Below are 22656 nucleotides of genomic sequence, written 5' to 3' on the forward strand. Positions count from 1 at the left end.
GGATCACGATCATGGCGCTGGCAACAAAACGCACGACACGCAAGGCTGACGAAAGCGCAGGCAAGAAGAGCGGTGCAAAGCGGTCGGAAACCAAGGCTGCTGCAAAGAAGTCACCCGCCAAAAAATCGTCCAGCAAGAAAGACGCGATCAAACTTGATGCCGTCGAAAACACAACGGTAGACGCCCACGTGCTGGATCGTCTTTTTGAGACCGTGGAGTCACGCCGTGGCACCAATTCAGCTCTGAGCCACTCAGCCCGCCTTCTCTCTCGTGGAAGAAAGAAGATCGCGCAGAAATTTGGAGAAGAAGCGGTCGAATGCCTGATTGAGGCCGTTGCGGGAAAACAGTCCGAGTTCATCAGCGAAAGCGCGGATGTGCTCTATCACCTGATCGTCATGTGGGTCGATGCGGGCGTGACGCCACAGGAGGTATGGCAGGAACTGCGCCGCCGTGAAGCGATGAGCGGTGTCGAGGAAAAAGCCTCGCGACCCGCGCAGGAAGGAGCCTGATCCATGACGGTCGACCTGCAAGCGCTTTATGACGCGGACAATATCTTTGCCAAGATTCTGCGCCGTGAGATCCCTGTCGAGATTATCTATGAAGACGATTATGCCCTCGCCTTCCCTGATATCGCGCCTCAGGCCCCCATCCACGTATTGATCATCCCCAAAGGCGCCTATGTGTCCTCCGCCGATTTCGGCGCGTCTGCAAGCGATGCAGAGATTGCCGGTCTGGCACGCGCTATCACGAAGGTCGCTGAAAACCTCGGGCTGTCGCATTCCGGATATCGCCTGATTTCCAACACCGGCCCCGATGCAGGCCAGGAAGTGCCTCATTATCACGTGCACCTCCTCGCTGGCGCGAAGCTCAGCGCAAAACTGATTAAAAAAACTTCCGAATAACCCCTTGCCGGGTGCGTATAAATGTCATAGAACGCACCTCGCCTCGTCCCATTCGTCTAGAGGCCTAGGACACCGCCCTCTCACGGCGGCAACAGGGGTTCGAATCCCCTATGGGACGCCATTCGATTTTCAGCAGTTTTCTGCGGTTTCCAATGGGTGAAGAGCACAATCCTGATTTACCAAAGTGTTGATTTTGAGCCATTCCTGAGCCAATTAGGAAAATATGGCTCTTTGGTATCAGGAGCTTCGCATGAGCGAATTAGAAAGATCAGGCATCGATCCGGCCACAGGTAAACTACTCCCCAAGGGCGTATGGTTCCGCGGCGCGGGTCAGTATCAGGCCCGCAAGATGGTCGACGGTAAACGCCTGAGAAAGACTTTCGCATCCTCAGCCCTGGCTCGTCGGTGGCTCACTGAAAAACGTGCCGAGGTCGATCTACGTCAGTTCAAAGACACATCGTCCCTCGACAAGACACCTCTAAGAAGACTGGTGGAGCGCTATCGCGACGAATGCATGGCCCATCGCCAGGCGGACCGCACTGGCCACATCCCTGCCCTTCTTGATGACCCTGTCGTAAATGTCATGGTGAGCAAATGGCAACCAGCTGACGTTCGGGCCTTCCGTGATCGCATGCTTGCGGATGGCTATGCGCCAGCGACCGTGGTCAAGCGGCTCAATCTCCTCGCAAGCATCATTCAGCATGCGATCAGTGAGTGGGATATCCATACGGTCAATCATGCGTCAGGCAGAGTTGTGAAACGGCCGCAAGGCGCTGATAGGAAGCGTAATCGACGATTGGCCATGCTAGACAATGAGCACAATCTTCAGAGTGAATATGACCGCCTAGTAGATGTTGTTTCGGCCTCTGAGCATGCGGATGATGTATGGCTCGTCAAATGGTCGATCGAACAAGCTTGTCGTTTATCAGAATCCGTTTCTCTCTGCTGGAAAGACATCGATTTCCGCAGTCGTACGCTCTCGCTTGCCCGGGTGAAGAGCGAGCGACACAGGGAGGAGGTTGGCCCTGAGAAACGCCCGCTGACACCTGGTGCACGACGCCTTCTCGTCGAGAAACTCGAGCAGATGCAGCACAGGCCCGAGCCGCACGAGAAAATCTTCAATATTGGCAATGAGAAGGCGTTCTCTGTCCGCTTTGGCCGGATGACCAAGCGCGCAGGCCTGACCAACCTCACCTTTCACGATCTTCGCCATGAGGCGACGTCGCGTCTCGCACGCTATCTTGCGAACCCACTCGATTTGATGCGTGTCACCGGACATCGCGATCTGAAATCGCTCGATCGATACTACCAGCCCATCATGCAGGAACTTGCGGACAAGATTGAGGCGAATGAGCCGACGCCTATAGAATAGACGCCCGATCGCTCACCTACTTCCGATAATTTTGATTATCGGAAGTAGGTTCGATGGGTGCGAAACGGCAGCGGATCGGGCAGAAAGCGTGCCTCAGAGGCGCGGCTTTGATGCAGCGCAGATCATCTCACGTCGCAGTTAACGTGACAGCACCCCAATGCGCCACACTCGAGCGTGACAGCCTCGTATCCCCTTGTGTGACGTTGCTACCACGCTGATGTCGACGCTGAAGCAATGACACCAAACCGCGCGGGATAACGAAGGTCGAGGATGATCTGTTGATCCACAAAGGGGGCGTCTCCGACGACGCCTGTCGCGCCATGGCGGGCAACGATCGATCGCACGTTCTCCGGCATTTCATAAACCACGGGCTGCGTCAGCGTCTTTGGGCCCAGAGCGACAGTTCCAGCGATCAGATTGCCTCGCACGTGGATTAGAGCCCCATCATAGCTATGTCCCTCAATAGACAGTGAGGGGGTTGCGGGTTTCAAATGTCCGGCGATGACGTCCCATGTTGTTGGGAAAACCGAGACCGTGATAGGTCCGGAACCAGTGTCGAACAGCAGTCTGTCGAGATGTGTCGTGCCGATCGTTCCGGGGATGAGAAGTGAGCCCGCCTCTACGACTGCGGGGCTCCATGTCACCCTGAGATTTCGCTCCTTACCGGACAGTGTGCAGACATGCTGGCCCGGATAATCAAGTAGCGTTTCCCTGCCCTCGAAGATATCAAGACCCAGATGGCCGATCAGTTTTGGGTCGGAAGCGGCCTTACGGCGGTCGACTGTGAGTGAAGGCAGCGCCCAGCAATAGGAGCCGGAGCAGAACCTGCGCGGCTTGAGAGTCTCCTGGGTGGGAACCGTCAGACCACTCCGGTCGGTGACAGCACCGTAGAGAGCGGTTTCGGGCGCGCCGGTGTCGAGCTGCATGTAGCCACGCTGGCCGTTGATTTCGACCAGTACCATAATCGCAGCCCTGCTATGACGATCATCATGCATACGGGTCCAGGAGAAATCGAAGCAGCGTCTTAGATCTAAATAATTGGCACTGCTGTTATCGTCAGCGAATGCCCCACCGCACCCGAGCGTCAAGAATGCTAAAACGAATCCAAGAAAAATATTGATGCGAATAGTCATCAAGTTCGCTTGTGAAACGTCAGAGCCTATTTTGTCTGTCTTCTGCGCCACAAATCATACCCTATCTTATTGCCAAGCAATAAACACATCAGGTGCAGACACCCTACCGCCACACTGGGTTGGGTTGAGTGTGTATACAGTATCGTAGCGGTAAGTGCGAGGGAATATATTTCATCAGAATAAACGTCAGTGTTTCCATGTTCCCTTTCTAACATTAGTGTCTTCATCTTAGTCTTGTGTAATAACGATGTGTTACTTAATGCGATGCATATAGCGATCATAATTGGTGCAGAAAGCATGTCGCTGCGTAAATCATGCCTAAAAGGCAGAAACGTTACATCTCTGAATAATATAGTGATATAAGATATAAATATTGCGACATATGAGAATATACTTACTCCGAAATATCTTCTCATTACTTTCTCCGGTAATATCAACAATCGGGTATGGATTAGAATGGGAGACTGAATTCAATTTTGGTCTAATTACTTAACGTTAATCTGCCTCATCCTCGCCACGCTTCAGTATCAGCCTGGTTCGGGAGTCCGAAATGCTGAACATGCAGATTGCTCGCATGCGCTCTGGCCTGGGCAAGATCGAAGGTGCTCTGCATGCGCATCAGCGTTTCGGCTCGTACGCCAAAGGCCTTTTCAAAGCGGATCGCCATCTCCGCGGTGAGCCCACACCTCCCATTCAGAAGGGCGCTGATCGCCTGACGGGAAACGCCCAGATGCTCGGCGACAGTGTTGACCCTGATATTCTGAGGCTGAAGAAGCTCGGTTTTGATCCAGTCCCCGACATGGACTGCTAGCGAGCTATGCATCTTAAGCGCCATGGTAGTCCTTCAAAGCCATTTCGCAGAGTTGTCCCTGCTCATTGAGACGAAAAGTAAGCCGCCAGTTTTTAGTGACGGTCATGGACCAGGTGCCTGCCCGCTCTCCGACCAAAGGATGCAGGCTATAATTTGGAGGCACCGTGAGCTCATCGAGTGATTCCGCAGCGTCGATGAAGGCGAGCATCTTTCGTAACCGGCTTACATCGCCGACCAGCCCTTTGGCATTTCCCGTCTCAAAAAAGCGTCGGAGGCCTTTGTGGCTGATGCTCTCGATCTCCATGCGTGTAAGGTAATGCATTACATTAGCGATGTAAAGATGATCGTTACGTCGAGCGCATGAGCGATTAGGGTGATGAGATCGACGATCGGAAAAAATGGCTGTTTCCCGCCATTTGCCTACTTCCGTTTCTTCTTATTATCGGAAGTAGGTGGGGTGGACGCAAAACGGCAGCGGATGGGCTTGGAAGCGTGCCTCAGAGGTTCTCCGCTCTTGCCAATGTGATCATAGCCGGCCAGCAGATTCCGCCTACATGTCAGCCATAGGAAACTCTGAGCGGCTTTCCGCACAACAGACATGACCAGCTGACAGCAACGAGTTCGGGCCACTTTCTTGCCCCAAGCCGATTTTCTTGAACTGCTTTGGAGTTAATCCTTCTTAGGAATGCCAGGCAGTACTTGTGGTACAATAGTGGTCGGATTGTCTGACAGGCCGATCTCGAACGGGAAAGTAGCCCGCTTAAAAAGCGGCGATGCGATATCGACGTCGAGACGCACCTGCTGCGAAGTCGACTTATTGGCCAATGCGAACACTTCAGAGGCGGTTCCGATCGTATTTTTAGCGAGCGCGTTAAGTTGGGCATTAGAACTATTAATATCCATGCCGAGGAGCACGGGTGTCAAAATTGCGCCCAGTTTCATGCGGAGAAGCAGATCTTCGTCGACTAACTGGTTAGGTGCAGCATGCCGCAATGCAGCGAGAACATCGCCATAATGCGCCGCGAGTTCATCGGCATCTTTTACATCGAACTCGGCGGCCTCGATCGCTGCGCGATCCGGCTTTCCATTATAGTCCATGCCTGACATGTCATAATAATTCTCGATTGCCCCACGCCGCAGGAAGAAGCATCCAAGTTGGCACAAGGCGTTCAGTAAGACGTCATATTGAGTGCGAAGGCTGGTAGCCCTGCTAGCGGCCTTGCCTCCAAAGCTTTCTGGATCGTTAAGGACGCGTGCCAGAGTCAAACGCTGCGTCGCAAGAGGGCTCGATTCTTTACTCGACCAATCTGGATAGGTTTTAGCTGCGGTATCGGCTTCTGTTTTGTGGTCAGCAATGAAGGTCGAGAGAGCGTTGCGTAGATCGCGGTCGAGGTCTGCGAGATTCGTGCGTCCGATCTTATCTGCAATTGCGGCGGCTTCGGGGAAGTCGCTGAAGAAGCAAACCAGAGTGTTGTCGTCCGCTAGGGCGTCAAGATCCGCAAGTAGAGATACGCGCTTATTCATTAGACGAAACAGCTTCGCGACCTCAACAAATTCGCCTTTGCCGATAACAGGCAATATCTGAGCATTGCGAGCGAGCAGACGTAGACCGAGCCTTCTCGCCAACTGTGATGCGACTATCTCGTCGCTCGGGCCTTCGACGAGAAGGATATGTTCGGCAAACATGGCGGTGCGATGCGTTGTGCCGAGGCGCGCGATCAATGCCGCGAGTTTCACCCGCTTCAAAATATCCGTGCCGGGCGCGATCTGAGACGGTATCTGCCGCGCCGAGGCAAAGAAAGCGATCTTCGGCAATTCGTTAATGTGTCGGAGTGGCAGCATTGATGCCGAATGCGTCGCTATGACGATCAGCTTTTTTGTGGGATCGGCTGGATCTCCCGCGACCTGCTCCATCTCCTCAAGCAAGAAGGCTTGGTGTTGTGGATGTAGCGAGATTTCTGGTTCGTCGATCAGCAGTGCGCCGATGTCGTCATTATGAATTGCCGAGAGTAAAGCAACGAGTTGGAGGATTCCGCTTGCCTCATAATTCGCTGGGTAACCATCACCGCCCATGACAGAGGTGATTCGGATGCTCATCCCGTTTTGCGTCCATTTAAGTTCTACGCTTCTGTCGAACAATTGTTGAAGACGTGCTTCGATCTTGAGCTTGAGATCTGGGCGAGTGTCTAATACTATCAAATCACCCGTTACGCTTTCATAGTCCCACCACATACTCAGGAAACTGGCAGCACCAATCGCAGCGTCGTTCCCGTCCATGTAATTGGGCTGATCTGCTCTTGACCTAAAAGATTCAAATGGACTGCTACGTCCGGCTGAAAGGAAATGGACTTTCCGATTGTGAACATTGAATTCAGCTGACATGGCTAACGTGGATTTTGTTGCCCGCAATGCACGTGTCTTTCCGCTGCCATTCGGTCCCACGAGTATAGTTATGCCTGGTGCGATTTGGATAACTGCTTCCGTATTCTGATCACCAATAAGCTGATACTTGACGCTTAACGGCCAAAGCGAAAACTCGGATGCAACATGCTCACTCATCGAATAACCTCAATCATGTTGCTCTTGTATATACGAACGACCGCTATCTGCTAACTCCGACCGACACCGGACAGTCCGAAATCCCCCCATTCCGGACAATGAGTTCCGGTGTGGCTTCCTATGCGCTGACCTACTTCGGGTAGATTATATTATCGGAAGTAGGGTCGATGGGCGCAAAACGGCAGCGGATGGGCTGGAAAGCGTGCTTCAGAGGCTTGGTTTCGATGCAGCGCAGATCATCTCCCTGCCTATACGGCCGCGCTCAATGAAGGATGTCAGCTCTCGCCTCATCTCGATCATACAGGCGGTTAGAAGAGCTTCCCGAAAGCCGACATTGTCACACGAATTGCCGTCGGTCCAGAAGGCGTGGAGCTATGCCTGATGCTCTTTGGTGTAAAGTACTTCGGACACCATAATTATCTGCTGTAGTTATCAGCAGATAGGAATGCTGTTAAAGTATTGATGCAAGCTGCGTTGCGGCTTCGTCGATTCGGGTGCAAATGCATGAGCCAGAGGTCCCCGCAGACCAGGTTTGGGCCGGTCTGCCCGAAGAAGGAGGTGGGTTAACTGCCCGTGACCCCCAAAAAAACTCGTATTCGACATAACCGCGTAACTTCATAGCTCGGTTGACAACTTCCTTTCGAAAAAAGCCTGCTAGCTCGGCAGAGAGAGGAGAAAAATCAATATTATTCAAAATATCGAATAGGAAAGTTTCAGCACTGATCTCCACAGTCTGTGCTTTGCTAAGCACGTTGTTAACCTCAGTCTCGTTGATCACTTTTCCCCAATAACATGTGTCATCTGCGCAGTGAGCAAAGGTTTGCTCGGCAAATACAGTCAAGCCAGTCCAGTCAGGAAAGCTCAAAGACTCCTGGCTCAGGTGGTTATGATGGATCACTACGCGATTTTCAGGAGCCGTTCGGCTCAGGATATCATTGCTTGGATCCGCGCCACCAGGAAGCATTCTCGTGATGAATTCCAGCAGTGGACCAGACGGTGCTTCCAGAAATGCCGCGAACTCCCAACCTTTCAGGTTCCCAAGCTCGACGACGGCGTCTGCGACGGTAATTTCAAAAGGGGTCAAGGCACGAATAGGCAAAATCTCTACTCCATTGATCTACCTATCCGCTCAGTGAGGCAGGAGCAGACAGGCGGTAAGCACCTTCATCTTGGATATTGAAACTGATAGATACAAACCATCGAACCATATATTCAAAAAATTTACATAAAATAAAAAACTTATACCAAAAATTGGACCATTGCTTTTCATATTCATGAATTTGTATTATTCGGTAATATTTTTCTCTATATAATTATTTGTGTTTGTAATTTTTTTTGAACTCCGTTAGCTCCTCCGGAGTTTCAGCGCCAGCTTTATGGATTTCTCGATGCACATCGGGATTAACAATCACCACATTAGCAAGATTTCTAGCTTCCCTCGGATTATCAGCTCGACGGACTATATGATGAGCTTCTGCGTTCGGCTCTAGCGGCAAACCGGTAACGTGACACTCTGTGATACCTTCAGATTCAATTTTCCGCCCTTTTAAAGTTCTTTGTTCTTTCCTGATTTTTGACTCCTCGACTTCTCGAATTTTCTCCAACTCCGGAGCGTCTCGTATAGCAGTTACGCAATTTTCCGCATCTCGAAGACGTTCTTTTTGTATTGTATCGCGAGGTTCCTGGATTCTCTTGGATAATTCTTTCTGAACAGACGGCACAGAAGCATATCGCTCTTGACCGTTCTCAAGCTGTTCCTGCTTCTCTAAGTCATTGTAAAATTTATTAGCACCAGCCCTGTCGGTAGCTAATAATTGAGGTAGGGCTTTGGCATTTATAAATACTTCACCACTATCAGTATATGCGCTGCTTGATTGTATAACCTCTCTATTTTTTGCAGCTTCTTCAGGCGGAATATGTTCATTTGCTGCGGGGAATAATATATTTAAATTACCGGATGAGCGAACATCAGGAAGTTGTTCTTTAGATTCGTCCGATTCCGAGATAATTGGTGTATTTTCCTCGTTCATAATGTATAATCCAAACTTTAGTCAAATATTTATCATCACATCGTACAATTTCTTTAACTCATTAAACGCATCTGAATTTTTCGATAGGTCGGGGCGAATAATTTTTGATATTTTCCAGTACCACTTTTTTGCTTTTTCTTTATTTTTGTACATATCATCTGTGATCCCGAGAAATAAATTTCTTTGTTTCCCCTCCAACTTGGTGAGGTAGAATACAAATTTTTTTTCATCTGACACAAATGGACCAGATCTCAGAGGAAGCCAGTTTTTTTTCAGTACCTTTATTATTTTATACAAATCTTCATAAGAATGTACGTCAAATTTAAGGGGTTGGATTATTTCTTCTACATCGGATTTTAGTGTTTCTAGATTGCCTAACTTTTCTAAATCGCTTGCAGATTCTATTGTATCAAAATCCAATTTTCTTATCTCCCTAGGTAATCGTGCTCACATTTTTATTTTGTAATTCTGAGTATATGCCCAACGTTCATTGTGATGCAAAATTCTGTTCCACAATCCAGAATTTTGGTAGATACGGAAAATCTTTAGGGGTTCCTTCAATATTATATCCATATTGTATCATATATATTTGCGTGCATAATTATCAGATCCATGTCTATCTTACAATGCCGTTAGATGAAAAGCGGACGTTCCGCACTCCCCCCATCCCGGATAATGAGTTCCGGTATGTCTTCCTATGCGGTGACCTACTTCGGATAGCTAACGTACATTATCGGAAGTAGGTTGAATCGGCGCAAAACGGCAGCTGATGGGCCAGGAAGCCTGTCTCTGAGGCGTGGTCGATGCAGCGCAGGTCATCTCCCTGCCTATACGGCCGCGCTCAATGAAGGATGTCAGCTCTCGCTTAATGTCGGCCCTAGGAAACCTCGTTTTGCGTTCCGCAGAGTAGGCAGGCAACATTTGCCTTAGCTCGGCTCCTTCAGCACAGCGCCGTGGCATTCTCATATTACTTCCACCTCGCACGCATCTATGTCCGCGCATCTTATTGTAAACAAAGCGCGAAATTATTTCAGCTTTTCCGTCTACCGCGTGAGTGGTGCGTTATTTTAGCGAGTCTCAGCGTATAGTCGGCATTCCGGTTCCGCCACGGCTCATTCTCGACTTGTATGGCAGAGAGGTCACCTGCGTTGGGCTCGACATCATGCGCGTCGATGAACAAGACAAAGCAAACGCCGCCCTTATTGCGAGCACTGCAATACTTGATCCCCTCAACTCGCACACCGTCTAACCTAGCGTCTCTAAGGTATTCTGTAACGACCTGCGTCGGAACATAATCGATGTGAATACGATCATCGCGTTCAATCGGACCAGAGAAGTCTTTCAAAAACTGGCTCATAAAGAGAGCCCAATCGTAATCTGAACCGTCGGTGATATCAAAAATACTTGGTGTCCTAACATTGGTGAGATCGAGTATGTTTAGTGACCTTAAGGTAGTAAACCTACCGATAGCATAGAACTTCGGTGGATCAGGCATCTCGGCCAATGTCGTTTTCTTGTCATCGCTGCCATAGAACATCGGAATGCCGGCTGGGCTCATACGGTTTTGCTTGGCAAGTCGGTTTGGAGGAGGCCCGAGCTCCCTGGCTTTAGTGAAGCGTTCGGTTCTAACTGCTCGCGGACGGCACCGCAGGATCTCGGTGCCTTTGGGAAGGTTAACGATCAACCCATTGTTTGAACAGCGTCGCCCGAATTCGTAAAGCATTGAGCTAGGGTCGAGGTCTTCTCGGTCGTGCTCAACTTCCTCCAGACGCTGGAAAAAAAAGCGACGCCTATATTTCACCGTTTTGACGAATTGGTTCCAACCCCATTGAAGTATCTGCGCATCTGTCGCGGACCAAGGTTCGCGGCTGCTCCAGTCCCACTGTGGGAAAGCACCAAAGATATCCTGATAAAGTTCCCCTGAATCATCGTTAGGCAACCTTACATATTCCTGCAAGAGCTCGTCTGTGTCTTGGGTGTTGTTGACGTAGCGACCGTCCTCGCTGTCCCAGCTAGAGCCAGACGCCCATGCCTCACCATAGCGGGATGAGATGGCTGCAAGAATGTGCTCGATAACCCCATCGATAGGAGCCGCGATTTTCCTCTTCGGGCTCTCCCTGCAGCAATAACTGCAGCGTCGGCTCGTGACAGCGCCTTCGATAAACGCTCTCAAGTGATCGTCGTCAAAGCATTCCGAACACACAAACTTCTCGGGGTAACTTTCCTGGATGTCGCTGTCGTCGTACTCCATTTGCTTACCTAGCGCTGTTTTTTGAGTTTAAAGGCAGCATGGGAGCATATTTTCGTGGAGAGTGGTTCCACAGTTGTCCCTCAACCATATCAGATTCTCATCATCCGTAAGTATCGGAATGGCAATGACACCGTGATCCCTTAGCCATGCCGTTCTATGACGGCCGTCCGTAAACACGATGAAGCCATCTGTGTGATGAAGACGAGGGTATTGGATTGGTTTACCCATTTGCAACCACTCCCCGAATTTTGAATATTTCCCTCTTATGGCAGCACCGCTTCCGCTTGGACCGACATAATGTAAATCGCTTTTCCATTATAAGTCGACCTTACCTAAATCCACCCAGATTGGTACATCTCTCTCCGTCTCCCTAGGATGATAGCACCATTCTAATTTGCGCCATTCGTTTGTTCTCTGGCTGGTAACCATGGGAGCGTGCGGACGCTTATTCAAGTTCCACTCTTACCTGATTGTATAGTTGTATTTTAGACAGATCTCCGCCCCTATTATTTAATCTCGGGCTAAGAAACTCAATGATGATTCCCTCAATGATCAGTGCGGCATCGCGCGCAGCAATCTGCCGAATAGCGAGTTTCTCCGGCTGCATAGAGCCGTTTCCATTCACTTTACGAAAGCCGATCCACGAGAAGGCAGTCCATCGATCTGCCTTACGAGAGTCTCTGTTGTGCTGCCTCAATCTGGTCCCCAGAGAGTCTTTGCCGTCCACGGCTCTTCCAACATAGACCAGCTCTGGCCCGTCGTATAACGCATATACCCCCGTCTGTGACCACATGTCGACTGGCGTTCTGTCCTTGTCACCCGACCTGTACCCTTTCAGCGATCCAGCGTTTCCTGCACCTCTCGAACCAAAACTGGCAAATTCTCTCCTCCAACGAATACCATAACACGTGATAAGGCCGGTGCGTTTTACTATCTCCGAGACGGTATTATGATTTTCAACACTCAAAACGCTATATCCTGCGATTTCTTGTTAGCTTCCATAGGTGCAGCAACCGCCCCCCGCACGCGCGGGAGTCGCATACTAGACGCTCCTGTGACGTAAGTTTGGGCTGTCACGGATACGGTCGTTTGATTGTCAGCCACCTTCGATTTCCTTTCGCATGTTTTTAGACCGTTTGTAGATAGCCTGGCGCGATACCCCATATTCGGCGGCGACCGTCTGAGCATTCTCGCCTGCCTGTATCCTGGCCAGTGCTTCAGTGACCTGTTCATCTGTCAGGATAGGCTTGCGTCCCCCCTTTTTTCCTCTTGCGCGTGCAGCAGCCAATCCGTTTCGGGTCCGCTCAACGATTAGTTCCCTCTCCCACTGCGCCATGGCGGCGACAACCGCGAAGATTAGACGTCCTGTAGGTGTTCTCGTGTCAAGATCCATTTAGGTCGGCGCCCCGATCATGTAAGGCTTTGACTGTCTGTACGACCTCGACCAAATCGCGACCGAGACGATCAATAGAGTGAACGACTCAAATATCTTTCTCTCGAATGTCCCGCCAGCAGTCTTTCCAACCAGGCCGTGCCATGTTTTTGCCGCTAGCTTTGTCTTCAAAAATATCCCGAGGGGGTGATGTCACGTTAACTGATGTGAGGTAGGCGACGCGCCGGGAATGAGTATTCAGGCGCTGAGAGCGGTTGCGTTATTCCATTGGGCGAGAGCCCGGACACGATAGATGTGACGAGAAAGGTCGGTGGTGATGCGAGCGGATGGGACGAGGAGATTTCGGATGGCTGAGAAGACGGCGACGAAGCGCTGACACCCGCCCGGCGAACGCAAGTGCTGCATGATGCGTTCGCGTTTTCGCAAGGGAAGATGACTGTTCTCCGCCCGGTTGTTCAGACCCTTATGTGAGAGATGCCGGATCGAGAGACCAAGTTTGCGTCTCGCTGCCCCATAGGAATTGAGCTTGTCGGTGATCATGCGGCTGGGGCGCACCCCCTGCCGTTTCAAAAGTTGGGTCAACAGACGTCTGGCTGCTTTGGTGTTCCGACGGGTCTGCAGGATTTCGTCGAGAACATAGCCGTCCTGATCAACTGCGCGCCACAGCCAATGAGGCTTACCACGGATCACGATCCGCACTTCGTCCAGATGCCAGAGATCACCAGGCCGAGCCTTCTTGCGTCGCAGAGATCGGGCATAGGCCGCACCGAATTTAAGGCTCCATCGACGGATCGTCTCGTATGAGACGACTATACCTCGCTCGAGCAGCATTTCCTCAATAAGACGAAAGCTCAGCGGGAAGCGGAAATACAGCCATACCGCTTGAGCGATCAACTCACGAGGAAATCGGTGCCGTTTGTAGCTCACTGATGACGCTCTCATCACCAGCATTTACCATGCCGCACTTAACGTGACATCATCAGTATCGATCCGTAGCAGGGTGTACTTTCTTGCCAATATCGAATTTTGCAGTTTACAGTATCTGGCAACTTTCAGCATTCTAGAGCGAAAAGCTCAGAAGTGAGGAGCGTCTAGGTGGATTTGGATTTTAGGACGTTCTCGCCACGTTCCTTTGAACGACTTGCTCAAGCTTTAGCAGCCCGTATTCTTGGGCCTGGACTGATGGTTTTCGGTGATGGACCTGATGGAGGCCGTGAAGCCGCCTATGACGGGACCGTGAATTTTCCAACCTCTGCCGATGCGTGGACTGGCTACACAGTCATGCAGGCAAAGTTCCTACAAGTGCCGAAAAATCCTGCAGGGGACGCGGATTGGTTGGCTGCTCAGCTAGAGGCGGATTTGAAAAAATTCGCGGCAAAGGATAGCCAACTCCGAAAGCCCCAATATTATATATTAGTATCAAACGCACGTCTTTCGGCGGTCCCTGCCTCGACGAAGAGGAAGGGGGGTATAGCTAAGGTTGATGCGGTTTTCGAGAATTATAAGCAACGCCTTGGTCTTGTGGATTGGCGTGTATGGCATCTGGATCAACTTATCACTTACCTTGCTGAGGCCGATGGGATTAGACGGAGCTTTGCCGCCTGGCTCACGCCAAGCGACGTTATCTCCGACTTGTTGGAAGAAGTTGGTAGCCGCCGCCGAACTGTGGGTGAGGCGCTCTATCGATATATTTCAAGGGAGTTAAGAACGCATCAACCTGTAAGGCTACAGCAAGCAGGTTATTCAGGCGAAACTGCGACTATGATTGAGGACGTCTTCACCGACCTTCCCTTCAAGAAAATGGATACTGCTTCGGCAGCAATCTATCCTTCCCTTCTCTCTATGATTCTTGAACGTTCACGAGATCGCCTCGACAGGGAAAGCGTGGAAGCGCAAGTAGATAAAGCGCTAGGGCGGCCCGAAAGAGTACTTCTAATCGGCGGCCCAGGACAAGGAAAGTCGACGGTCTCGCAGTTTATGGGCCAAATATTGCGCGCCAATGCGCTGAAGTTGGATCGAGTAAACTCATACTCCCCAGATGTGTCGAGAATCATTGAAGGCACTTTAACTGCGGCTAAGTCGATCTTTGGAGATCAGCCACTACCCCGTAGACTCCCCTTCAGGATTGACTTGCCGACTTTTGCAGACCGTCTCTCTGACACGAAAAACAAGCGCCTTACTCTCTTGCGTTATCTCGCTGACGAGATTGCTCAGATAGCCGATGGTGACATAGGCATAGAGGATGTTCGTCGCTGGATTGTGGAGCAGCCGACCGCCTTCGTCCTAGACGGGTTAGATGAAGTGCCGCCAAGCTCTAATCGAGCTGCGGTCATACAGGCGATTAGTGAATTTTGGGACGAAGCACCCAATGCAGATCTTCAGATGGTCGTGACTACGAGGCCGCAAGGTTACAATGACGATCTGGATCCAAGTCTTTATGCTAAATACGAAATGACACCATTCAATCCGGAACAGGCGGTCGCGTATGCGATCCGGCTCGCCGATAACCGGCTGTCGGATCGTGTCCAGCGTGAGCGAGTGATTGGACGGATAAAAGAAGCTGCACGCAGCCCCACTACCTCCCGCCTCATGGTTAGCCCTTTACAGGTCGCCATCCTACTAGCACTTATTGACCAACGCGGAGATGCCCCTCGCGATCGTTGGACGCTTTTTGACAAATATTTTGCCGTTGTCCTTGAGCGGGAGCAAGGAAAAGTCGGACTCGTTGGCGAAACTATGAGGAGGTGGAGCAGACAAATCATATGGCTGCATCACCGGGCTGGTTTCCTGCTGCATGTTGATGCCGAAACCCGTGGAAACTCAGAAGCCTACCTTACCGAGACTGAACTGCGCACCTTGGTGTGCGGCCAGTTGGAAGAAGAAGGGTACGAGGGAGACGACTTAGATCGCATCACGTCTGAACTACTCGCGGCATCTACCGAAAGATTAGTTCTCCTTGTCCAGCGTGAGGAAGGGCGGTTCGGCTTCGAAGTTCGCTCGCTGCAAGAGTTTATGGCGGCAGCCTATCTGATGGGTGGGTCGGAGGCAATCGTGCAGCAGCGGCTTGAAACAATCGCAAATCGAAATCATTGGCTGCACGTATTTCAAATCGCTGCTAGCAAATGCTTTGCGGTCTCAGACACTCAACATCTTCGTGATTCGATCGTGACGATATGCCGGGCACTAAATCAGGCAGGCGATGAGCTTGATCGTTATCTGCGGACTGGATCAATTCTTGCCCTGTCTTTACTTGATGATGGTTTAGCGTACGACGCTCCAAAGTACCGCAGGCTATTACTATCAATTTGTATGGAAATATTGGTTTTGGGTCCTGAGTTGCTTCCAGATGACTTGACGCATCAATGCGCATTGGAGCAGTCTCGTACCGTTGAGTACATTAGACCATACATGTCGTCTACGATTGAGTCGACCCGATCGGCATCTTGGCTTCTCCTGTTGAGATTGTTTGCTCTTGATTGCGAATGGGCCTTTAGGGTGTTGGACGGCGAAATATCTAAAGATAGCGCCGATTGCGGTAAGTTGGTCGCTCTCACAGGTTTGACCAGTAAAGGAGCCGCATTGGATGCTTTCGTGCGGTCGCTCCTGGAACAGACCACATTAGACGAGCTCGCAGGACATATCGATCAGATCGAAGAGAACAGATACGGATGTCGAAAGCGCCTTGAGGAAGCTTTTCCCTGTCTTCGGATTTTTTCTGATCGGGGAGACAAAATTTTGCCGAAAGTTATACTCGGTACGCCTACGAACATAACGCTACCGTTTGTCTCTATCGATATTCTGCCAGAGCGCGAAGATTTATACGCGGATGTTCCTGACACGCCAACGTGGGAAGCAGTCCGAGCAGTACGCAAATTCCATTCCAACCCTTCGGCGACATCTCTCGCCTCTTTACTGTCCGAAATAGAAGATAATGGGTGGAATAGTATTTTTGAAAACATACGATTGATTTTACCGTGGCCTCTTCTGTCGGTTTTTCATCTCGGTCAGTCTACAGGTAATATCCGTATCGTTGCAGCACAAGTGGCCGGTGGTGGTTTTGGTGATGTGGAGGACTGGCGACACGCCGAAGTGCGTTGGCGTGAGAAGGGCGTTACGCTTACAGACTTGGATTACTGGAAGGATGGTAAGTTCTTTGGTTCTAATATTGGGGAGATAGGTGCTCCGTACACGCAGGTGACAATAACTGGTTCGTTATCCGAGGCTGCTTGGATTCAAGCGCTCATCACGTTGGGGATGCAATCAACCGGGCAAACGCGGATCCATTTTCGAGAAATGGTAGCCTTCATCCTGAGCGTCGGTATTTCTGAATACTCGCTTAACGCCGCAGAAGCGGTCTTCATGTTAGAGGGCGGAAACAAAGGACGGTTGGGCGAAGCACTCGATCCACATATAGTCGCCAGATTGTCTGACGATCTTCTCTCTGACACCTCAATTTTTGACCTGCTTGATACGTGGGGTAGAGAGCGGCATGTATACATAAGCACTAAGCACCATATCTGGCGTGAGGAGACGGTCCGCGCACTCGTAACAGGGGTTGATACTCGTCCCGGGCTCATTGCCTTTGTTGGGAGCGTAACCACCGCATGCCCCGCGCTGGTGAAAAAGGTGCAAGTGCCATTATCGACGCTATCTGTACTACAGAACGGTGATATCGCGGTCGTAGAGGGGTATGCGAGGTTATTGGGATTGATATATGGTGATATACGCCCTGAGAATATTGATCGAATATTTGATATTGGTGAAATAGACGAATTTCCGCCAGGATTACTAAACCTAATACTTAATACCGATGCATTTGGTCGAGATTTTCTTCACAAGATAGGTGACCTTACTGCCGCCCGCCTTAACATGGGTGTTACTAACATTCGAACCAAATTTGGAAGGGTTTTGCGCTCAGTCGCTGATCAAAGATTAGCTCCGTTTGCGCGAGAAGAATGCTGGAAATCTCTCGCACTGGGTGAGACATTCTTCAAGCTTGTTGGCAGGCGTGCCGCACGGGATAAGGCGTAGAGATTTATCGGTATACGCCTAGTACTCGTGTATAATATCTTTGATTCACTTGAATATGAATATGAAAATCGTAGATATTTCTGCCCTATTGTTGCTTTTGAAGAATTTGAAATGGTCCCTCGAGAGGGCCAGAAGTGCATGACAGTCGCGGAAGAGTCTGCCATTGCTGCCGCAGATGCCCGTCACTCAATGATGAGCCTTTCATCGAGTCGAGCATCCTACCTTTCCCTTGACTGTCAGGATATGTTGCGGAAATGACGGCGGCTTTCGTGATGGTCGAGCTGGATATCGCGCCGCGCTCGGATCACGCCAGCTATATCGGATCCTGGCTCGCCCTCATGAAGGAAGACAAGCGCGCGATCTTCACCGCAGCCCGTCTGGCCACAGAGGCCGCCGGTGATGTCACGTTAAGTGCGGCATGGTAAATGCGGGCGATGAGAGCGTCATCAGTGAGCTACAAACGATCGTCTCATACGAGACGACAATGCCCCGCTCGAGAAGCATCTCTTCCACAAGGCGAAAGCTCAAAGGGAAGCGGAAATACAGCCATACCGCTTGAGCGATCAGCTCACGAGGAAATCGGTATCCTTTAATCGCAGCGCCGACCCGGCGAGAAACGGCACGGAAAAATGCACCTCGAGGAAGAGCCGCATTGTCGGCTGCTAGGCCAATCTCGCCTTTAGGAAATCGACGACGGGGGCCTTCAGGTCGGTCCACGCCACGCCTTCGTGCAAATGACGACCCTCGAACCGATCCACCAGGCTCAGCGCGTTCTCGTCGTCCGCGTCACGCATGTGCGCGGGGGTTGGGCGGGGAGAGAAGGTGGCGAGGGCGACGCCACGACGCGGGATGACAGTCTTCGGCGAGAACCACCTCTCGGTCTCGCACCACTGTCGGAATCTCGTCCGGTCGAAGCGGATCACCTCTTTGATCAGGAGTTGCTTGGCCGCCTCGTCGTAGATGAACGCGGTCTCGCTCTCGGCGCCGATCAGACCGACAAGGCGGAATCTCAGACTGACCTCGTGGTGCGGCTTTTCGAGGGATGAGCGACCATCGATAATATGGAGGCTATCGAGAAGGGCGTAGAGCTCGTCATCGGAGGATGGCCCGAGGCTTTCGAGCCGGCACTCGCCAACCTTGCCCATCTTACTGTTGGCAGTCTTCCCTCTTTTTAGGATCTGAAGTCGTAGCGATCCGTCCACCTGCGAGATCAGCTTGCCGAGCTAATTGCCGTCGGCAACGGGGTCAGTGGTGATGAGATGAAAGGCATCGCCGACCTCCGCCTTCTTCTTTGCCGTCTTCAGCCGTTCAAGAATGGAGATTGACGTCGCGCCGATGAAGGCGGGCTCGGTCAAATCCTTGAAGCCAAACCGGCAGCTCGCGTCGACGTGCCATTTGATCTGATGATAGTCGGAGATGACGCGGCCCGGTCCCGAAGCCTGCGAACGACGACGTCGTCTAAGGCATTCGGACCGTCGGCCTTGAAGGTCACTTCAACCATCTCAGGACGACCCGGATCCAGTAGCGATGCTGCATAGATCCAAAAGAATCGGGACTTTTAGCGTTCACTGTGCCAACGCGGCGCAACGGCTTTTGACATTCGCCCCCCCTCGGAAACAGGCATCCCCATGCCACAAACTAATCTGATAAGGTTATCTGGGCAGCGCTTAGAAAGGGGGGTGATATTCTTTTTCTGATCGTCAAAAAAGCGGTGTCATCTTCTCGCAGATCCTCTTGATGGCATAGGAATGACCGATTTCGGCGGGACCAGACCTTTATGTGATGGCTGCGAAACGCCTTTAATTCGTTGGAGGCCGTCATAAACTTGAACCCTGCGAACGGCCGCTTTCTGTACTACGTTCCCAATAGTTGACCGTCTGCTTTCCTTCTCATAGCAGACCTCTCAAGCCGAACCCCGCGCCCGTCGCCACGTTCTTCTGTCCCGGAACCGGTCATTATCGTGCCGGTGTCAATCGGACCGACCGGGCGGCCCGGGCATCCGTCCCGGAACCTCCATTTCCGGAATGCTTCCGCCCGCAGGAAACCGCGCGCCAGATCGTGGTTTTCGAGACAGCCATGATCTGCGCAATTTCGTGCAGAGATTTTCCAGCCTTGTGCAGTTCAACCACGTGCCGACGCCGCCTTTCAGTCAACCGCGTAGGCCTTCCCAGCCGTGACCCGCTACGCCGTGCTGCCTCCAGCCCGGCCCGCGTTCGCTCGCGGATGATCGCGCGCTCGAACTCGGCAAACCCGGCAAGGATGGTCAAGAATAGCTGCCCGTTTGCCGTGCCGGTCTCGATCCCGACATCGAGAAGCCTCACGCGCACCTGACGGTCCACAAGACTGCCCACCAGCCCCATGACGTCGAGCATGGTCCTCCCCAGCCGGTCGAGACGCGCTGCGACAAGACTGTCGCCCGGCTGTAATCTCTCCAGCAGTTCCGACAGACCCGGTCGTGAGGCCGCCGGAACCCCGCCCGAGACCGTGTCGAACACGATCTCCCGCACCCCTTCGCGCTCAAGTGCCAGAAGCTGCGGATCATGCGTCTGATCATCGGTCGAGACGCGTGCATAGCCATACCGTGTCATGAAAACCCCCTCGGTTCTTTCGGAACACGGTTTGGAGACAGGACACCCGGCCCGATGCCGTGCCGTCCCGAAACCGACGGATTGTGAACCGGTCATCACAACCGGCCAGGACACGGTCGAGCTACCAGAAAGTCAGTCAGGGCAAGGGTTTTGCAAGGTCGGGCTTCCGCTCACCCATAACCCCGTTATTGCCCCGTCGTGGCTTTTGAGGCGGCTCAGACCGACACCTGTCCCGACCCTGTGATGGCCTGCGTCACATCACTCCGGGGGAAACCATGAAACGCGTCATCGCCTGCCTCTTGCTGTCTGCGGCCTCAACGCCGTTCGCTCAGGCCCAGGATATGGAGGCTTTCCGCCGCAACATGGTCAATGCAGCCAATGCCCTTGGCCAGGGGCACATCACGGAACCCCCGGCGTCTCCTGCGACACAGGATAATGGCGGCGTCGCACTGACGCAGAAGCTCACCTATTCCAGAATGAGCAATGCGCTCGGTCAGGCCTCCATACTCGGTCTCTCGCTCGGCATGTCCGCCCCCGAAGCCACCAACGTGCTGCGCCAGTACTGCCAGACAGAACCAAGCGTTCGGACCGAGACGCTGCGGACATCGCATAAGGGCGTGGATATCGAGAGCCAGTCCTACCCGGCATCGCTGGCCTGCCAGCGCGAGAGTGACAGGATCGATGTCACCCTCGCCCCGCCGGTCATGGGCGGCGTGGTGACCCGCATCGAGCGCAGTGTCTCCTACCCGCCCCTCAATGCGCCGGGATACGATGCCCTCAAGGCCGAACTCACCACGCACTACACGGCGCATCTGCCGCCGCTATCGGGTGGGAGTGCTGCGACCGCGCTCTACGCGCTCAAAAACGGCAACGTCATCGAGAAAGCGGATGGCGCCGGGATCGATCCTTCGCCCTCGTCAGACCCGCGCGCTGCCACGACACAGGCCTGGCTGCGCATCGCTGTCAGCGTCGTCCCGCAAAATCCCTCCGCCGTGCGCAGCCTGAGCATCACGACCGAGGATATCGGTGCCGAACAGGCCATCACAGCCGAGATCATCCGGCAGCTCAGCGCAGCCATTGACGCCAAACTCACGCATGCCACCACCAAGCCCGCCCTGTGAGGACAGACCGATGAACCATCCCTCCTCCTTGCCCAACGCAGGCAATACCCATGACGCTCCCGCAGCCCATACACCCACTGATGCACAGCCGGGCGCTGCCAGTCGCGGCACAATCATCCGCATTCCCGACACCCAACCGGGCCTTCTCGTGTCCGATGGGAAACAACACGAGTTCACGCTCTCCGGCGTCTGGCAGGGACCGGCAGCCCCGGCCCTGAACCAGAAAGTCAGCTTTACCCTGACACCGGAAGGACGCATCGCGTCCATCCATGTTCTGGGGCGCGATGTACTGGCCAATGAAACGCTGAGCGCATTCGGTCAGACCCTGCGCAGCAATGGCGGCTCACTGGGGGCCGTGATGTTGCCCTACCTGCGCCAGCAGAGGAACCGCATGACCCTGCCTGGCATGGTCATGTCAGGTGCCTTGCTGCTCGGGTTCTACATTCTGCCGGGATGGACGCTGGATGCAGGCAATACCATGCTGGGGATGAGGCTCGATTACACGCTGAACCAGTTGCTCGGCGTGCAGACGGGTGGTGCAGGCATCACTGTGCAGTTCGGCTTCTGGCGCCTGCTCGGCTGCGCTATCACGCTCCTACCCTGGGTGACACCGTGGCTCGGTTTTGTCCGGGCGCGTCTGCTCAATACCCTGCCGCTGCTCCTGCTGCTGGCCCTGCCTCTGGTCGTGCATGCGCGGCTGCATCATCTCGCAGCCGAGGCAGCCCAAAGCACAGGTCAGCTACTTGGCGGTTTTGGCGGTAATGCCGCCATGCAACATGATTTGCAGGCTATGGTGCAGAAACAGGCGACCACGCTGATTGACGTCACCTCATGGAATAGCGGCTACTGGCTTGCGCTTGTCGCTGCCTGCGGTCTGGCAGGTCTCGCGCTGATGCAAAGGCCTCGCCACTGAGGCAACACACCACTTCAGCGTCAGGCTCAGGCTGCAGCGCTGGAGGATTGTCCGGCCCGCTGCGGTCCAGCCTCGCCCTGCAGCGCTCGATGCACGGTGGCGCGCCCGACATTCATGACGGATGCGATGTCCCGGATGGACAGACCCTGTGCCGCCAATGCCCTGACATGCCGGGTCTGCGCCGATGTCAGGGCACGAGGTCGTCCGATGCGACGTCCCGCCGCTCGCGCTGCCGCAATCCCCGCCCGGGTACGTTCGCGAATGAGCTCGCGCTCGAACTCCGCTATCGCCATGAGGATAGTGAGGAACAGGCGTCCATTGGCCGTGCCCGTCTCAATGCCGAGCGCAAGAATGCGCACTCTGACATTGCGCTCATCCAGCGCGGAGACGAGCTGCAGCATATCGATTGCATCGCGCCCGAGCCTGTCCAGACGCACCACCACAAGACTGTCGTCAGGCTGAAGCCGGTCCAGCAGCGAGGCGAGGACGGGACGCTCTCTGGCAGGCACGGCACCTGACACGGTCTCGACGAAAATCATGTCCAGCTTCTCG

The 22656-nt window shown here is 52.9% G+C and carries 22 protein-coding genes, 1 tRNA gene and 1 pseudogene; 8 read left to right on the top strand and 16 right to left on the bottom strand.

What is annotated here, in order from left to right:
* Positions 1-11 precede the first annotated feature (11 nt).
* The 4 genes from AA105894_RS11900 (at position 12) to AA105894_RS11915 (ending at position 2274) form a co-directional block, all read left to right on the top strand.
* Positions 12-509 (top strand): phosphoribosyl-ATP diphosphatase, encoded by a 498-nt coding sequence (locus tag AA105894_RS11900; RefSeq protein ID WP_267311917.1) that lies wholly within the window; start codon positions 12-14, stop codon positions 507-509.
* 3 nt (positions 510-512) lie between these two features.
* Positions 513-902, top strand: coding sequence for a histidine triad nucleotide-binding protein (locus AA105894_RS11905; protein ID WP_267311918.1), 390 nt, complete (start codon positions 513-515; stop codon positions 900-902).
* A gap of 45 nt (positions 903-947) precedes the next feature.
* Positions 948-1023, top strand: a tRNA-Glu gene (locus tag AA105894_RS11910).
* Between the two features lie 129 nt (positions 1024-1152).
* Positions 1153-2274 (top strand): tyrosine-type recombinase/integrase, encoded by a 1122-nt coding sequence (locus AA105894_RS11915; RefSeq protein ID WP_267311919.1) that lies wholly within the window; start codon positions 1153-1155, stop codon positions 2272-2274.
* Between the two features lie 206 nt (positions 2275-2480).
* Here the strand turns inward: AA105894_RS11915 and AA105894_RS11920 are convergent, their stop codons facing one another.
* The 11 genes from AA105894_RS11920 to AA105894_RS11965 all read right to left on the bottom strand — a co-directional run bounded on the left by AA105894_RS11920 (position 2481) and on the right by AA105894_RS11965 (position 13402).
* Positions 2481-3407, bottom strand: coding sequence for a hypothetical protein (locus AA105894_RS11920; protein WP_267311920.1), 927 nt, complete (start codon positions 3405-3407; stop codon positions 2481-2483).
* 505 nt (positions 3408-3912) lie between these two features.
* Complete coding sequence (locus tag AA105894_RS11925) at positions 3913-4230, bottom strand: HigA family addiction module antitoxin (RefSeq protein WP_267311921.1); 318 nt, start codon at positions 4228-4230, stop codon at positions 3913-3915.
* A gap of 1 nt (position 4231) precedes the next feature.
* Positions 4232-4522, bottom strand: a complete 291-nt coding sequence (locus AA105894_RS11930) for a type II toxin-antitoxin system RelE/ParE family toxin (RefSeq protein ID WP_267311922.1) — start codon at positions 4520-4522, stop codon at positions 4232-4234.
* 365 nt (positions 4523-4887) lie between these two features.
* A complete protein-coding gene (locus AA105894_RS11935; RefSeq protein WP_267311923.1) occupies positions 4888-6777 on the bottom strand; it encodes an ATP-dependent nuclease in 1890 nt (629 codons plus the stop codon).
* 451 nt (positions 6778-7228) lie between these two features.
* Entirely contained in the window at positions 7229-7876 is a 648-nt protein-coding gene (locus tag AA105894_RS11940) for a hypothetical protein (RefSeq protein ID WP_267311924.1), read from the bottom strand.
* A 214-nt stretch (positions 7877-8090) separates the two neighbouring features.
* The gene (locus AA105894_RS11945) at positions 8091-8807 is read right to left on the bottom strand and encodes a hypothetical protein (protein WP_267311925.1); all 717 of its coding nucleotides are present in this window, start codon (positions 8805-8807) and stop codon (positions 8091-8093) included.
* 21 nt (positions 8808-8828) lie between these two features.
* Entirely contained in the window at positions 8829-9227 is a 399-nt protein-coding gene (locus AA105894_RS11950; protein WP_267311926.1) for a hypothetical protein, read from the bottom strand.
* Between the two features lie 610 nt (positions 9228-9837).
* Positions 9838-11058, bottom strand: coding sequence for a HEPN-associated N-terminal domain-containing protein (locus AA105894_RS11955; RefSeq protein ID WP_267311927.1), 1221 nt, complete (start codon positions 11056-11058; stop codon positions 9838-9840).
* A gap of 1096 nt (positions 11059-12154) precedes the next feature.
* Positions 12155-12451, bottom strand: coding sequence for a recombinase family protein (locus AA105894_RS11960; RefSeq protein ID WP_267311928.1), 297 nt, complete (start codon positions 12449-12451; stop codon positions 12155-12157).
* Positions 12441-12527, bottom strand: a complete 87-nt coding sequence (locus AA105894_RS15980) for a hypothetical protein (RefSeq protein ID WP_373316774.1) — start codon at positions 12525-12527, stop codon at positions 12441-12443. The genes AA105894_RS11960 and AA105894_RS15980 overlap by 11 nt, the downstream gene beginning before the upstream one ends.
* Before the next feature lie 161 nt (positions 12528-12688).
* Positions 12689-13402, bottom strand: a complete 714-nt coding sequence (locus AA105894_RS11965; protein ID WP_373316773.1) for an IS6 family transposase — start codon at positions 13400-13402, stop codon at positions 12689-12691.
* 144 nt (positions 13403-13546) lie between these two features.
* Between AA105894_RS11965 and AA105894_RS11970 the strand changes: the two genes are divergently transcribed.
* Both AA105894_RS11970 and AA105894_RS11975 read left to right on the top strand, forming a co-directional pair.
* A complete protein-coding gene (locus AA105894_RS11970; protein ID WP_267311929.1) occupies positions 13547-17482 on the top strand; it encodes an NACHT domain-containing protein in 3936 nt (1311 codons plus the stop codon).
* A gap of 254 nt (positions 17483-17736) precedes the next feature.
* Positions 17737-17907, top strand: a complete 171-nt coding sequence (locus AA105894_RS11975; protein WP_267311930.1) for a zincin-like metallopeptidase domain-containing protein — start codon at positions 17737-17739, stop codon at positions 17905-17907.
* Positions 17908-17944: 37 nt separating this feature from the next.
* On the opposite strand, the pseudogene AA105894_RS11980 reads toward AA105894_RS11975, so the two are convergent.
* The 4 genes and pseudogenes from AA105894_RS11980 to AA105894_RS11995 form a co-directional block, all read right to left on the bottom strand.
* A pseudogene (locus tag AA105894_RS11980) lies at positions 17945-18076 on the bottom strand (IS6 family transposase); the annotation flags it as partial.
* Positions 18077-18144: 68 nt separating this feature from the next.
* The gene (locus tag AA105894_RS11985) at positions 18145-18627 is read right to left on the bottom strand and encodes a hypothetical protein (RefSeq protein WP_267311931.1); all 483 of its coding nucleotides are present in this window, start codon (positions 18625-18627) and stop codon (positions 18145-18147) included.
* 78 nt (positions 18628-18705) lie between these two features.
* On the bottom strand, positions 18706-18837 hold the full coding sequence (locus AA105894_RS11990; protein WP_267311932.1) for a hypothetical protein: 132 nt from the start codon (positions 18835-18837) through the stop codon (positions 18706-18708).
* Positions 18838-19437: 600 nt separating this feature from the next.
* Entirely contained in the window at positions 19438-20070 is a 633-nt protein-coding gene (locus AA105894_RS11995) for a recombinase family protein (RefSeq protein WP_267311933.1), read from the bottom strand.
* 275 nt (positions 20071-20345) lie between these two features.
* Here AA105894_RS11995 and AA105894_RS12000 point away from each other — a divergent pair, with 275 nt between their 5' ends.
* The gene (locus tag AA105894_RS12000) at positions 20346-21191 is read left to right on the top strand and encodes a hypothetical protein (RefSeq protein ID WP_267311934.1); all 846 of its coding nucleotides are present in this window, start codon (positions 20346-20348) and stop codon (positions 21189-21191) included.
* A 10-nt stretch (positions 21192-21201) separates the two neighbouring features.
* Positions 21202-22104, top strand: coding sequence for a hypothetical protein (locus tag AA105894_RS12005; RefSeq protein ID WP_267311935.1), 903 nt, complete (start codon positions 21202-21204; stop codon positions 22102-22104).
* Between the two features lie 26 nt (positions 22105-22130).
* Here AA105894_RS12005 and AA105894_RS12010 read toward each other — a convergent pair.
* On the bottom strand, positions 22131-22656 hold a 526-nt coding region (locus AA105894_RS12010), incomplete at its 5' end, for a recombinase family protein (protein WP_267311936.1).

The sequence above is a fragment of the Asaia spathodeae NBRC 105894 genome, from assembly GCF_025994195.1.
GTDB classification, from domain to species: Bacteria; Pseudomonadota; Alphaproteobacteria; order Acetobacterales; family Acetobacteraceae; genus Asaia; species Asaia siamensis.

Bases quoted from the DNA above. Each gene is read 5' to 3' on its own strand.
- AA105894_RS11900 (WP_267311917.1), top strand. From the start codon at position 12: ATGGCGCTGGCAACAAAACGCACGACACGCAAGGCTGACGAAAGCGCA.
- AA105894_RS11905 (WP_267311918.1), top strand. From the start codon at position 513: ATGACGGTCGACCTGCAAGCGCTTTATGACGCGGACAATATCTTTGCC.
- AA105894_RS11915 (WP_267311919.1), top strand. From the start codon at position 1,153: ATGAGCGAATTAGAAAGATCAGGCATCGATCCGGCCACAGGTAAACTA.
- AA105894_RS11920 (WP_267311920.1), bottom strand. From the start codon at position 3,407: ATGACTATTCGCATCAATATTTTTCTTGGATTCGTTTTAGCATTCTTG.
- AA105894_RS11925 (WP_267311921.1), bottom strand. From the start codon at position 4,230: ATGCATAGCTCGCTAGCAGTCCATGTCGGGGACTGGATCAAAACCGAG.
- AA105894_RS11930 (WP_267311922.1), bottom strand. From the start codon at position 4,522: ATGGAGATCGAGAGCATCAGCCACAAAGGCCTCCGACGCTTTTTTGAG.
- AA105894_RS11935 (WP_267311923.1), bottom strand. From the start codon at position 6,777: ATGAGTGAGCATGTTGCATCCGAGTTTTCGCTTTGGCCGTTAAGCGTC.
- AA105894_RS11945 (WP_267311925.1), bottom strand. From the start codon at position 8,807: ATGAACGAGGAAAATACACCAATTATCTCGGAATCGGACGAATCTAAA.
- AA105894_RS11955 (WP_267311927.1), bottom strand. From the start codon at position 11,058: ATGGAGTACGACGACAGCGACATCCAGGAAAGTTACCCCGAGAAGTTT.
- AA105894_RS11960 (WP_267311928.1), bottom strand. From the start codon at position 12,451: ATGGATCTTGACACGAGAACACCTACAGGACGTCTAATCTTCGCGGTT.
- AA105894_RS11965 (WP_373316773.1), bottom strand. From the start codon at position 13,402: ATGCTGGTGATGAGAGCGTCATCAGTGAGCTACAAACGGCACCGATTT.
- AA105894_RS11975 (WP_267311930.1), top strand. From the start codon at position 17,737: ATGACGGCGGCTTTCGTGATGGTCGAGCTGGATATCGCGCCGCGCTCG.
- AA105894_RS11985 (WP_267311931.1), bottom strand. From the start codon at position 18,627: ATGGGCAAGGTTGGCGAGTGCCGGCTCGAAAGCCTCGGGCCATCCTCC.
- AA105894_RS11995 (WP_267311933.1), bottom strand. From the start codon at position 20,070: ATGACACGGTATGGCTATGCACGCGTCTCGACCGATGATCAGACGCAT.
- AA105894_RS12000 (WP_267311934.1), top strand. From the start codon at position 20,346: ATGAAACGCGTCATCGCCTGCCTCTTGCTGTCTGCGGCCTCAACGCCG.
- AA105894_RS12005 (WP_267311935.1), top strand. From the start codon at position 21,202: ATGAACCATCCCTCCTCCTTGCCCAACGCAGGCAATACCCATGACGCT.